This is a genomic window from Rheinheimera sp. (genome assembly GCF_030824435.1).
Classification (GTDB): Bacteria; Pseudomonadota; Gammaproteobacteria; order Enterobacterales; family Alteromonadaceae; genus Pararheinheimera.
Genome location: NZ_JAVBXS010000085.1, coordinates 1 through 13448 on the forward strand (window position 1 = coordinate 1; position 13448 = coordinate 13448).

10 protein-coding genes are annotated in these 13448 nt (G+C 49.1%); 2 read left to right on the plus strand and 8 right to left on the minus strand.

Annotated elements, in window-relative coordinates; genetic code table 11:
- Positions 1-1161 (minus strand): metalloprotease PmbA (gene pmbA / locus RCH83_RS14275; protein ID WP_306523264.1); only part of this gene is annotated, 1161 nt, incomplete at its 3' end.
- Between the two features lie 135 nt (positions 1162-1296).
- Here pmbA and yjgA point away from each other — a divergent pair.
- Complete coding sequence (gene yjgA, locus RCH83_RS14280) at positions 1297-1824, plus strand: ribosome biogenesis factor YjgA (RefSeq protein WP_306523266.1); 528 nt, start codon at positions 1297-1299, stop codon at positions 1822-1824.
- A 119-nt stretch (positions 1825-1943) separates the two neighbouring features.
- On the opposite strand, the gene RCH83_RS14285 is transcribed toward yjgA, so the two are convergent.
- The 3 genes from RCH83_RS14285 to pssA form a co-directional block, all read right to left on the minus strand.
- Positions 1944-2753 (minus strand): PhzF family phenazine biosynthesis protein, encoded by an 810-nt coding sequence (locus tag RCH83_RS14285; protein ID WP_306523268.1) that lies wholly within the window; start codon positions 2751-2753, stop codon positions 1944-1946.
- Between the two features lie 15 nt (positions 2754-2768).
- The gene (locus RCH83_RS14290) at positions 2769-3848 is read right to left on the minus strand and encodes a serine hydrolase (RefSeq protein WP_306523270.1); all 1080 of its coding nucleotides are present in this window, start codon (positions 3846-3848) and stop codon (positions 2769-2771) included.
- A gap of 66 nt (positions 3849-3914) precedes the next feature.
- A complete protein-coding gene (pssA, locus tag RCH83_RS14295) occupies positions 3915-5261 on the minus strand; it encodes a CDP-diacylglycerol--serine O-phosphatidyltransferase (RefSeq protein ID WP_306523272.1) in 1347 nt (448 codons plus the stop codon).
- A gap of 284 nt (positions 5262-5545) precedes the next feature.
- Here pssA and RCH83_RS14300 point away from each other — a divergent pair, with 284 nt between their 5' ends.
- Positions 5546-6028, plus strand: a complete 483-nt coding sequence (locus RCH83_RS14300; protein WP_306523274.1) for a DUF4124 domain-containing protein — start codon at positions 5546-5548, stop codon at positions 6026-6028.
- A 124-nt stretch (positions 6029-6152) separates the two neighbouring features.
- Here the strand turns inward: RCH83_RS14300 and tldD are convergent, their stop codons facing one another.
- From tldD to RCH83_RS14320, 4 genes are all read right to left on the minus strand, one after another.
- Positions 6153-7592, minus strand: coding sequence for a metalloprotease TldD (tldD, locus tag RCH83_RS14305; protein ID WP_306523282.1), 1440 nt, complete (start codon positions 7590-7592; stop codon positions 6153-6155).
- A gap of 14 nt (positions 7593-7606) precedes the next feature.
- On the minus strand, positions 7607-8467 hold the full coding sequence (locus tag RCH83_RS14310) for a carbon-nitrogen hydrolase family protein (protein ID WP_306523276.1): 861 nt from the start codon (positions 8465-8467) through the stop codon (positions 7607-7609).
- A 3-nt stretch (positions 8468-8470) separates the two neighbouring features.
- The gene (locus RCH83_RS14315) at positions 8471-12631 is read right to left on the minus strand and encodes a YhdP family protein (RefSeq protein ID WP_306523278.1); all 4161 of its coding nucleotides are present in this window, start codon (positions 12629-12631) and stop codon (positions 8471-8473) included.
- The coding region (locus RCH83_RS14320; protein ID WP_306523280.1) for a ribonuclease E/G at positions 12631-13448 on the minus strand (818 nt) is incomplete at its 5' end. The genes RCH83_RS14315 and RCH83_RS14320, both read right to left, overlap by 1 nt.

Here is a 13448-nt window from a genome sequence, read left to right on the forward strand (position 1 = left end):
GGAATAATCACCTGTTACGCTGTTGACGCCCTGGCCCATCAATTCGGTCACCAATAAACCAGTGCCCATATCTCTGAGCAGCTGAGCTAAATCGGCGTCACCGTGGCTAACAATCCAGTTATGAATGCCACCGGCATGACCAGAGCTTGGTAAACCCAGTTTGCGGCCTGAATAACTGGTGGTGAGATACTGATTTAGTACACCGTCAGTAATAATCTGGCGGTCCACAGTTTTTACCCCTTCACTGTCAAAAGGGCTGCTGGCCAGACCGCGCAATAAATGTGGCCTTTCAATAATATTGATTTTTGACGACAACACCGGCTGACCAACTTTATCCAGCAAAAAACTCGATTTGCGATAAATAGCGCCACCGCTGATGGCTGAAACCAAATGACCAAACAAACTGCTGGCAATATCAGCCCGGAAAATCACCGGCACTTTTTGCGTGCCCAGTTTGCGGCTATTGAGGCGGCTGACGGTTTCCAGTGCCGCTTCCCGGCCAATTTGTTTTGGGTCGAGCAACAAACCCAGCTCGCGACTGACGGTGTAGCTGTAATCACGCTGCATGTCATCACCTTCTTCACCGATGACAGAACAGCTGAAACTGTGGCGGCTGCTTGGGTAACCCACCAGCTGACCATGGCTGTTGCCATAAACTTTTAAACCCTGGTGTGACGAAAACGAAGCGCCGTCAGAGTTGGTAATGCGGCTGTCGGTGGCAAAAGCCGCTTCTTCCGATTCCAGACAAATGGCAATGGCTTGTTCAGTGGTAATGGCGCCTGGGTGGAATAAATCTAAATCCGGTGGTGAAAATTCCAGAGCGTCTTTGTCGGCGACACCGGCACAAGGGTCTTCCGAAGTGTAACGGGCAATATCAATGGCCGCTTCCACAGTACGCTTTAACGCGGCCGGGCTTAAGTCGGCGGTAGAAGCCGAACCTTTACGCTGACCAACATAAATGCTGATTCCAAGGCCACCGTCCTGATTAAATTCAACGGTTTCCACTTCGCCATTGCGGGTTTCTACACTTAAACCCCGGGTGCGGTTCATCGACGCTTCGGCGCTGCTGGCGCCTAGCTGTTTGGCATGCGCCAGCACCTGGCTGACTGCGGCTTTCACTTCATCAATTTCTTGCCAGATGGTTGGAGAATTGCTGCTCATCGCTGTTTTTATTTCCGTTTTTCAAGCTTTGGCGCAAGCTTATCACAGCGTTGCCTGAGCTGCCGCTGCTTCGATGCGACGCAGCAAAGCTTTTTTGATATACTTGCCGCAATTTTATGGTGGATAAACAGACTTATGGCAGATATTACCGATTTTACCCATGGCGACGACTGGGACCGCGAAGAAGGCAAAAGCAAAACTCAGATCAAAAAAGAAATGACGGCACTGCAGGAGCTGGGTGAAGAACTGGTGTCATTAAGTGCTGCCAACCGCGCCAAACTCCCGCTGGATGCTGAATTACTGGACGCTTTACAACTGGCCGACAAGCTGGTGCGTAAACATGAAGCTTTGCGCCGTCATATTCAGTTTATCGGCCGTTTAATGCGTACCCGCGACTTAGAACCTTTGCAAAGGGCTTTGGCAGTGGTGCGTAACACCAATCAGGCTGCGACCCGAAAATTCCATCTGGTGGAAGACTGGCGTGACAAGCTGATTGCCAGCAATGACGCCCTGACGGAATTTGTTGCCGCTTACCCGGACGTTGATGTGCAGCAACTGCGTACGCTTATTCGTAACGCCAAAAAAGAACAGGAAAAAAACCAGCCGCCAAAAGCATTCCGCGAGCTGTTTCAGCTGATCAAACCTTTTATTCTGGAAGAATAACAGGCGGCTATGGCTCAGCGCTTTAAGAGCCTGTTTTGGTTTGAATGTTCTTCATAAAAAACGCCTGATTTTTCAGGCGTTTTTTATTGGGTTTTGTGCTGTGAAAACAATTTCCGGCATCAGCTTTTAAGATAAATTTCACCTTGTAAATACAACACCGCCTGACCCGACACTAACACCCGGTCCTTTTGTAACTCACAACGCAAAACTCCACCGCGCTGCGACGCCTGATAAGCCAGCAACTCAGTCTTGCCCAGCTGTTCTGCCCAATAAGGCACCAATCCAGCATGAATAGAACCTGTGACAGGGTCTTCATCACCACCATTGGCTGGCCAGAAATAACGGCTGACAAAATCATATTGGCCTTCTTTAAAACCAAGCCCGGGCGCTGTTGCCACCATATCCCAGGGACCAAGTTGTTTTAATAACTGCATATCAGGAGTTAAAGCAGCAACTTGCGCGGCATTGTCATAAATAGCAAACCAGGCCTGAGCACTTCGCAGCACTTTTAAAGGTGCAACCCCAAGCGCTTCGAACAAAGCAGCAGGCACTTCAGCCACCGGCAGCGCAAGCCTTTGTGGGAAATTCATCTGCAGCCAATCACCTTGTTTTGTCACTGTTAAGTCGCCAACTGCTTTGGTGCTAAAGCGAAGTTCAGTGAGTTCAGGTTGTAACTGAAACAGCACAAAAGCCGAAGCCAGGGTGGCGTGACCACAAAAATCAATTTCAGTAATAGGTGAAAACCAGCGGATAAAATAATGGCCTGTGCCAAGCTCCAGCAAATAAGCCGTTTCTGACAGATTGTTTTCCTGCGCTATCAAAAGCAATTGGCTATCATCCAGCCAGGCCGCTAAAGGCACCACAGCTGCTGCATTGCCGCTAAAAAGTCTATCGGTAAATGCGTCCACCTGATAAATAGCCAGTTTCATTACAAGACTCCGCAATTATTTTGTTGCAGCCATTTGACCAGCCGCGGTCTGAGGTGCTTTTTTTGCGGCAACTAACTGCGCCCGCAGCACAGCACGCAATTGATCCTGCAGCGCTAAATCCTGCGCCGGGTTTTTACCGTCGCCACTTTGTGGTTGCCACACCACCAGCGTCAGATCAAACTTTGGATAATACAGCAGGGTCAGCATATAACCCGGCAGATAACCGCCATGGCTCCACTCCAGCAAACCGTCTTGTTTGACAATCTGCACCCCCAGTCCATAAAACACCTCCCCCCAACGATGATTGTCGCGTTTGGGTCCACGGGCTACCAGTTGCATACGCTGATATTTTGCTAATAAATCACTTTTATATAAACATTGTTGCCAGCGGATTAAATCGGCAGCGTTGCTGACAATACCACCGGCCGGCACATTGCTGAGTTCATAAGAATCCAGATTTACCGCCTGCCACTGTCCGTCAACCAGCGATAGCCCCTGCATCAACCGGGCTGCAGAACTCACCGGCTGAATTGCCGTTGGTGCAAAGCTGGCGCTCATCTGACAACGCTGAAACAACCGGGCTGCCTGAGCCGCATAAGGTTCGGCATAAATGTTTTCAAGCAGCATCGCCAACAGCTGGTAACCCTGATTGCCATATACAAATTGTTGGCCAGGCACTGCGCCCGCTGCGCCACCAAGCCCTGAAGTATGATTCAGCAATTGCCTTGTGGTAATAGCGCCAAGTCGGCTAGCTTCTTTGGTCAAAATACCGGCCACTGGTGCATCCAGCGACAAACGCCCTTGTGCTGCTGCCTGCAACACCAAAGCTGCAGTGATTTGTTTGCTGACAGAAGCTACCACCAACTGATGCTGGCCTGTTAAAGCCTGCTCCGGATGATAACCATAACTCCATAACAGCTGATCGCCTTTGGCCAGCAAAGCCACGCCTGTCATCGCAGCTTGTCCCTTCGGTTGCACTACCTGACGCAGCGCTGCCACATCCGGAATAAATTCAGCGGCAGCTGCAGCCAGGCTGGTGCTGCTTAGCAGCATAGTCAGAGCCAGCATCAGTTTTTTTGGGGTGGGAACGAACATGGGTTTCCATACTCCGTGGATAAATGTTTATAAAATACAGCAGTTTTTAACTAAAAAAACGGCTGATTAAATCAGCCGTTTTAATACTAAATCTACACCTACCCCTTTGATTTTACTCAGCAGTTTTTTCACTTGCTCAGGGTAGTCCCGCATCATTTCTATCTGGGTGTAATGGCTGATGGCTGTGGTATTGGCCAGAATAATTTGTTGTTCCTGTTGCAGTTGTGGTTGCAACTGGCCAAGTTCATCTTCCACCAGAATGCCATTTTCAAAATCCAGCGCAAAAGCACGTGGATTTAAATTATGACCGGTAAACAAATGCCGTACAGCGTCCACACTAATGCCTTTCAGGTGGTAACTGTTGTCTTCATGACGCCATAACCGCACATCCAGCAAGCCGGCATCAATAAATTTTTGGTTGTTTTTCACAAACTTACGCAAGATGGTTTCGTACAGGTAAGGCAAACCACCAATACGGTTAAATTTTTGCCCCGGCGGAATATAAAAATCGTTGGCGGTTTTATCACCCACCACAATACGAAGTTTCACACCGCGTTTTAAACATTTGCGCAGTGCTTTAGCCAGCACTGGCGGCGGATTAAAATAAGGGGTGTAAATCAGCACTTCGTGTTCGGCCAATGACAACATCGCCAAAATACTTTGATTCAGCTGATTATTCAGCCGCCCCATGCCCATTAATAAAGTGGCATTCAGTGAACCTGGTTGCGACTGGGCTTTCAGTGGATAACGGCAGCTGCGGGCATGTTTTAACCAGCTGCGGTGTGCCGTTTTATAAGCCTGGGCTATGTCCTGCTCGGCACTGAGCAAACTCTGCACCACATCCAGATTGCCCAAGGCTTCCTGATGACCGGCAGCAAAAGCATCGGCCAAAGCCTTATTGTCAATTTGCAGATAACGGTCGGCACGATAACGTTGTTGTTCAGCCAGATAAATATTATTCAGTGAAGCGCCGCTATAAAACAGTGTGTCATCAAACACAAAACCTTTTAAATGCAACACACCAAACAGTTCGCGTTTTTTAACCGGCACACCATAAATGAAAATTTGTTCTTTATATTCAGCGGCAATGCTGCGGTAAAAATCGGCATTGGTGCGGCCGCCACTCTGGCCAATTAAACCACGGCGGGCACGGTGAAAATCCACATAAACCCGCACATCCAAAGCCGGATTTTGTTGTTTGGCCTGATACAAAGCCCGCAGAATTTGTTCACCTGCCTCGTCGGCCTGCAGGTATAACGCAGTAATCACAATACGCTGCCGCGCCTGTGTTATCAGCTGCAGCACCCGCTCTTTATATTCAGTGGCATAACAAAACACCTGCACTGCAGCTGCATCAATAGCGGTACGGGGTAAGGCGGCCAGACGGCGTTTATTCAGCAAATTTTGTAACATAAGTTCGATCTGTTCTCGTGGATAAAGCAACCGCGTGGCGGCTGGCAGCGAGATACTTTAAGTCTCTGCGTTTTTTAGTCGGGCTATTATGTGCGAAATAGCCCGCTTAGGCAAAAGGTTGGCGTTTTTGTGTGGTTTAAGCTGCAGGTTAAAACCCGGTCTGGGGCGTCAAAACAAACAAATCCCTCAGGCTGGAGCAGGCACGCCCGACAAAAAACTTAAGTCCAAAAGCGGAATATGCCATACTCGGCAGCATCAAAAAACAGCTTTGTATTGTCAAGCCTATGAACAAGTTCTGTGTTTTAGCATTCATTTCCTGCCTCTGTTACCAGCTGCCGGCCCAAGCCGCAGTTTATAAATGTGAAAAAGATGGTGTGACCACCTTCAGTCAAACGCCTTGTGGCCAGGACGCCCAAACCACCGATTACACCACTGTGGGTCAGGAACGTCAGGCAAAACCGGCCGTAGTGGTGAAAAAAGACCATAACGAAGTAGATAGATATATTCAGCAGCGTCAGCTAAAACGGCAAATTCAGAAAGTTATTAAAAAGAAAGAAGATAAAATTGCGCAGCGTAACAGCGAAATGAACGCCATCCGCGACAAACAAATGACCGCCAAAAACAATGACGTGGCAGGCGCCAGTTATTTACAAAGTCTGGCGCAGGAAATGGCAGCGGTGGTGGAAGCTTATGACACTGAAATTAAGTCATTGGATCAGGAGCTGGCACAACTGCAACAACAACTAAGTAAAATTGAGCCTGACTAAGGTTTTGCTGCGCAACAATCTGAAAGTTGCAGCGCTAACGCCCTCAATAACAAAGCCAGCAGAAGCTGGCTTTGTTTTACTCTTTGTTTTATAAAAGCTTTTATAAGAACGCTGACAACACAGATCAGGCAGTACCACCTACTGTCATACCATCCAGTTTTAAGGTTGGCTGACCCACGCCAACAGGCACACTCTGGCCTTGTTTACCACAAACACCAACTCCGGCGTCCAGTGCTAAATCGTTGCCAACCATCGACACTTGTTGCATAGCTTCAGGGCCATTGCCAATTAAGGTTGCGCCTTTAATTGGCGTGGTAATTTTGCCATCTTCAATTAAATAAGCTTCTGAAGCAGAAAACACAAACTTACCGCTGGTGATATCCACCTGACCGCCACCAAAATTGGGGGCATAAATGCCTTTTTTCACTGAAGCGATAATTTCTTCAGGGGCATAATCGCCGGCCAACATATAAGTGTTGGTCATACGCGGCATAGGTAAATGGGCAAAAGACTCACGACGACCATTGCCGGTAGGCGCCACATTCATCAGCATGGCGTTGTGTTTGTCCTGAATGTAACCTTTCAGAATACCTTTTTCGATCAGCACGTTATGCTGACTTTTGGTGCCTTCATCATCAATATTCATGGAGCCACGGCGATGTAACAAGGTGCCGTCATCCACAATAGTGCAATGTTTGGACGCCACTTGTTCACCAATACGGCCAGAAAAAGTAGAAGCACCTTTGCGGTTAAAATCCCCTTCCAGGCCATGACCCACAGCTTCGTGTAATAACACACCAGGCCAGCCGGAACCTAACACAACCGGCATCATACCGGCAGGCGCGTCAACTGCTACCAGGTTTACCTGCGCCTGACGCACAGCTTCACGGGCATAACCCATCCAGCGCGGTTCACCGTTGACCAGCTCGGAAAAATAGCTGTAGTCGGTGCGGGCACCACCACCGGCACCACCGCGTTCACGGCGGCCGTTGTCATTCAGTAACACTGAACAATTCAGCCGCACTAAAGGGCGGATATCCGAAGCATAAGTGCCGTCACTGGCGGCCACCAGCACTTCTTCATACACACCGGATAAGCTCACCATCACTTGTTCTGCTTTGGCATCCAGACTGCGGATAAAAGCTTCCATCTGGTGTAGCAGCGCGACTTTTTCGGTATTGCCCAAACTTTGCAGTGGCTCTACTGGTAAATAAATCTGGCTGTTGCCGGTTTTCGAAAATGCCTGCACCTGACCTTGTTGACCGGCGGCGGCAATGCCACGGGCTGCACTGGCGGCCTGCTTCAGCGCTGCCGCTGAAATATCATCGGCATAAGCAAAACCGGTTTTTTCACCGCTGATAGCCCGGACACCCACACCCCGTTCAATATTAAAAGAACCGTCTTTCACCAGACCATCTTCCAGCACCCAGGACTCATGCACGCTGGACTGAAAATATAAATCGGCGTAATCCAGCTGGTGTGAGAATAAATAACCCAAAGTCTGGTTTAAATCGGCAGCAGTTAAGTCGCTGGCCTGGATCAGGTTCTGTTCAACGGTCTGCATAATGGCGGCATTATTCATAAAAGCTCACTTAAAAAACGGTTATGCTGCGCCAGCGGCATCCGCTGACGTAAACTGAAAACTTGTTGTAAATCAATATCAACACTGATTGCCCCCACGGCAGTACCGGCATCGGCCAGCACCACACCCCAGGGGTCGATAATTAAACTGTGGCCATAAGTTTCGCGGCCATTGGCATGAATGCCGGTTTGTGCCGGTGCTATCACAAAACTCTGAGTCTCAATGGCGCGGGCCTTGAGCAGTGTATGCCAATGTGCCTCGCCCGTCACTGTGGTAAAAGCCGAAGGCAACGCCAACACATTCATACCACGTTTGCCAAGCGCCTGAAAAAGCCCCGGAAAACGCATGTCGTAACAAACCGCCAAACCCAGTTGCAGCTCAGCTAAATCGGCCACTGTTATTTTATTGCCGGCCTGGGTTTTGGCCGATTCCTGATAAAGCCCGGTATTGTCGGCAACTGCGGCATCAAATAAATGAATTTTCTGATAATCGGCAATCAGCTTGCCTTCAGGCGAAAACAACAAACTACTGGCAGCAAATTTTTCTGTATCCGCCGTTGTGGTTGGAAAAGTGCCCACTAACAAATAACTTTGAAACTCTTGAGCCAAAGCCGCCAATTGTGTTTGTACTGGCCCATGGCCGAGCGGCTCCTGTAACTGCAGATTGGCGTTTGCCTCAGCACCAAAACATAAAGCACCTTCCGGCAATACCACCAGCTGCTGCAGCTGCGCCGGTTTTTCTGCCAGCGCCAGCAACTGCGCGCGAATGGCCAGTAGGTTTTGTGAAGGCTCTGGCTGACTGCACATTTGCAGCGCCACTAACCGCCATTGTGCTGTGGTGACATTATTGCTGCTCATAGCTCAGGCTCCATCAAGGCGTTTTTTTTCAGCTGGCTGCTTTTCAACTGGCTGCGTTTCAGTTGCTTTGTTATCAATTGGCTTGTTGTCAACAGACTGTTTTTCCACTGCTTTGTTGTCATCCTGCTGCTCGTCCACTGGCGTGGCTTCAGGCATTAAAGGCAGTTCCCGCAGACCATCCAGCGGCACAGGTTGTTGTTTTTCTTCGTTATTCAAGTCCTGCAACAATTCGCGTTTTAACGGCACCGGCGCAGCTGGGTCCACCGGTAATAATGGCGCCGGCGTTGTTGCGGCAGGTTTTGGCAAGGTAATTTGTTTGCTGTCGCGTTTAATTTCAGTCACCACCGGGTTGTCTAAATCGCCGGTTACAGTGAAGTTAATTTTAGAAATCACTTCAGCCGACTGAAACATTTCATCCAAAGCATAAGCAGCAACACCGGAAACAGGATTGACCATCCAGGCCAGAATCACCGGAATACTGGAAGTGACTTTGGGCGAAAAACTCATTTGATAATCGAGCTGACGCGCTTTTAAATCAGCAAAACCACGCATGTTAATATCACCGGCAGCGCCCAATACTTCGGTATTGTTGGTGTAAGAAACTCCGTCGGTCAGCGTCATATCGCCGCTCATTTTGCTAAAGAAAAAGCCTTTAGAAAATACATCCCGAAAATCCAGCCGCAGTTTGCGCACCAGCGAATCTAAGCTTAACAAGGAAAAAATGCGGGCGCCGCCGTCACTAACATCAGATAAAGAGCCATCACCAAACTGCCAGCTCAGAGCGCCGTTTAACGTCTGACGGTTAAACTGAAAAGGTGCACCTTGCCAGCCAATATCGGTAAAGGTCAGTTTGGCTTTGCTGCCGGTTAAACTGCTGCTGATATCATATTCACTCAGTAACTGGCCAAAAGATGGGCTGGTTAAACTGCCGCTAAAAACAGAATTGCCAATCTGTGCATTTTGTTGCCACTGGCCACTGATTTGCCATCTATGTCCCTGATAATTGCTGGCAAAATTATTCAGTTGCCAGCTGCTGCCGTCGCTGCGGCTGGTTAGTTTCAGTTCACCCAGCCGAAAATGGCCAATGGTGCATTGGCCACAAACAAGGTCCAGCGGTGGCAAATCGGCCAGCCAGTTCATCGGGGTTAGTTTGGCAAAAGCTTCAGCTTCCAAAGCGGCATAATCGGGTTTTTCGGTACTGTCGGGGTCTAACAACAATGCCGCTTTCAGTTCAGCCGCTGCTAAATCTTTGGCGTCCTGATCGGCAAAAACCAACGCCAATCTTTCCAGATTGGCTTTAATGCCTTGTTGTTCCAAATCATGATAAAGCTGCAGCTTGCCTTTGGCTTCAGTCGCAGTCAGGTCCAGCAACCAATGATCGGCAGCCGGCACAAAACTAAAATTGGTTTTATGCAAAAACACATCATCAAATAAATGCAGCTCCGCCACTTTGCCACGCACCAAAGACAAAGGTGGCAATATATTGTTCTCAGCGGGTGCCGAGCTGATTTGTTGTTGAATAAGGCTCAACCAGGGCACAAAGTCGGCTTTGGGCAAATCCAGTTCAATTTCAAAACCTGGTTTTAGCTGAGCGCTGGTTTGGCCCAGGCTTAATAAAGCGGCGCTTATTTGGCCACTGTCCTGCTCAAGTTTGGCCAGAAAGCGCAAAGCATCACCGTATTTCAGAATAATATCTGAACCCTGCTGATTGCCTTTGGCTTCAATTAACACAGTAGCGCCATCGGCCGGTGTTTTGCCAAAAGGTTCGGGTAAGCGCAGCTCAGCAGCGGCCAAATCGATCAAGACTGTCGACTGATAGGAAAAACCACTTTGAGGTAAACTGATATCCAGCTGCCAGTCAAAAAAGGCCGAACCAGTGCCAAGCTCTTGCCAGGGCTCTGCCACCAATGCCAGCAACTTGCCGGTTTCATGTTCCCCTTTGGCGGTTAAATTCAGCTGATAACCGTCCTGTTGTTGTGCACCTTTTAAACTGGCAAACAGCGGTATGCCCTGACTGACCAGCTTTAACTGCTCGCTGCTGATTTGGTCGTTGAGAAAACTCAGCCGCCCTTCTACTTGCTCCACTGCAACTGCAGGCGCTTTGATATGCAAATTATTGGCAAAAAAATCGACATCACCACGGGCAATAACGCCTGCTTCTTTCAGGCCAATTTGCAGCTGCACCTTGGCATCCACCAGGCCGTCCACCCCCAGATAATCTAAAGTGGCGCCGACAGAACCACTGAGTGGTGATGCCAGCATCAAAGCTGTCACCCCTTCAGCTCTGGTTTGGGTTTGAATGTCGATCAACAGGTTATCGGCGTGAAATAAATCCGGAATACTGGCAGTCACACCGTCATTGAGCTGCAGCTCAAACAAACTACCGGCCTGGCTTTGAATCAACATAGCGGCATTTTCAAACAGTAGCTCTGCGCGCATCTGTTTGATATCAGGCCAGTTGGCATCAAAAGAAAATTCGGCGTTATCTACCAGCGCTAAAGCCTGAAACTTGCCTTCCCCCCCCCGGTAAGGGAAATCAGCAAAAGCACCTTGCCACAATACTCTGGCGTGCGGGATCTTGCCGCTTAACAGCGCAGGCCTCAGATAATCAATCACAGACTGCGGCATATGCCGCACCGGAAAATAATGCTGCGCATCAGCAACAGGCACAGCACGCAGCTCGGCCAACAGCGTCATGCCAGCTTTATCACCAAGCTGCAGCACCATTTCAGCATCAAGTTCAAGCTCAGGGTGACGCAAAGCCAGCCGTGGAATCTGCAAACGCCACTTGCCGTCCTGCTGCAATACTTCCAACTGACCACTCAGCTGCTGATAAGGGGTAGCACGGCTAAAAGCATCACCCCAACGCAGTTCACCGTCCTGCGCTGTAATATCAAGGCGGATATAATCCTGGCTGGCACTAAAATGACCGTTTAAACCCGTCAGACCAGGTACATCGTCGACAGGTTTTGACGTTAAATCAATAAAGTCACCACCTAAAAACCAGCCGTTGTCACTGAGGCGAAGTGCCAGCTGGGTTAACCGGGCGTCGGCTTCAAAAGCAAGAATGGATTGCAAGGCCGACAAATCTTCTGCCAACAAGCGCGCCAGCGGCACCATAGCAGAGAGCTGAAACTGCTGCAGCGCGCCACTATAAACGCCTTGTTCGTGGGCAAGTTGTAGCTGTAAATCGTGCCAGCTTTGCGCGCCACTCTGTAAAGTTAAAGCCGAAGAAGACAACAACCATCCTTGTTCGGTTGGCCGCCATAACAACTGCCCTTGTCCCAAAGACAATTGTTCGGTTTTACCTTCGTGGCGCCACACCAAGCGGTTTTGTGCCAGTTTAATTTGAATTTGTTGTAAGGTGCCGGCTTCTATATCGCCCCAGGCCTGAAAGTTAATATCGGCACGGCTTAACTTTTTACTTTGGGGTAATAACTGCTCAAACCAGGGCAATACATCCAGCTCACTGCTGGACAAATACAGCTGACCGCGGCTTTTTGCTAAAGAATCACCATATAAATCAAGGATAAAGGCACTGGTATTTGTGGTTACCCCATGAATAGCCACCTCACCCGAGCCCTGATGGCGTTTACCTTCGTTGCGCCAGGCCAATCTTTGAATGGCAATCACAATATCCGGGGTAAATTCACTTTTTAACCGCAGTTCACTGTCGACCAGGGTAAAGTTTTTCAGCTGGCGGAATAACAGTTGTTCCACCGCGCTCAGCAGAGGTTCGTCGGAGGTGGTTTTTTCTGTGTTGTTTTGTTGCAATAACTGACGGCTATCCAGCTGATATTTCAAACCGCTCAGTTCAAAATGTTCAGCTTTGAGTGACAAGCTGGTTAAGCTGCCCCAAAAATCCAGCCGGATCCGGGTTTCACCCACCTGCAACATCGGCTGGCCTTTAGCATCCTGCACTGAAACTTGTTGCAACAACAAAGCAGGGCCGGTGCTTTGCCAGCCGGCACTGAGTTGACCAATCTGCACCTTGGCGCCATAACGGTCGGCAATCAATTGTTCTATATCGGTTTTATAACCTTCAGCGTAAGGCAGGCCAAGGCGCAGCAGCGTCACTACTGTCGCCAGCAACACCAACGCCATGGCCAGCAAAGGCCAGCCATGGTGCAGGCATAAAAAACCAAAACGCTGCAGTTTTTGCACTACATCATCACCACGTCAAATTGTTCCTGAGTGTACTGGGGTTCTATCACCACACTGATTTGTTTACCGATAAACACTTCGAGTTCGGCCATACTATGGTACTCGTCGTTAATGAGCGCGTCCTTAACAGCAGGAGACGCATAAACAGTAAATTTATCAGCCGCATAAGCGCGGTTTACCCGGACAATTTCACGCAAAATTTCAAAACAGACGGTTTCTACGGTTTTTAAGGTACCGCGGCCATCACAAACCGGGCATTCAGTACAAAGTACATGCTCTAAACTTTCGCGGGTGCGTTTGCGCGTCATTTCCACCAAACCCAAAGCAGAAAAACCGTGAATATTGGTTTTGGTTTTATCGCGCGCCAACGCCACTTCCAGGCTGTGTAACACCCGTTTTTGGTGTTCTTCACTTTGCATATCAATAAAGTCGATAATGATAATGCCGCCTAAATTGCGCAGCCGAAGCTGCCGCGCTATGGCCTGAGTGGCTTCAATATTGGTATTAAAAATGGTTTCTTCGAGGTTACGGTGACCGACAAAAGCGCCCGTGTTGACGTCGATAGTCGTCATGGCTTCGGTCTGGTCGATGATGAGGTAACCACCACTTTTCAGTGGAACTTTTCTATCCAGCGCCCGCTGAATTTCGTTTTCCACATCAAATAAATCAAACACCGGCCGCTCGCCCGGATAATATTCCAGCTTGGGCGTCATGGTCGGCACAAATTCTTCAGTAAAAGCGTGCAGCGCCTGATAAGTCAGTTTGGAATCGACCCGTACCCGCTCTAAATCGCTGCCAACAAAATCCCGCAGAATGC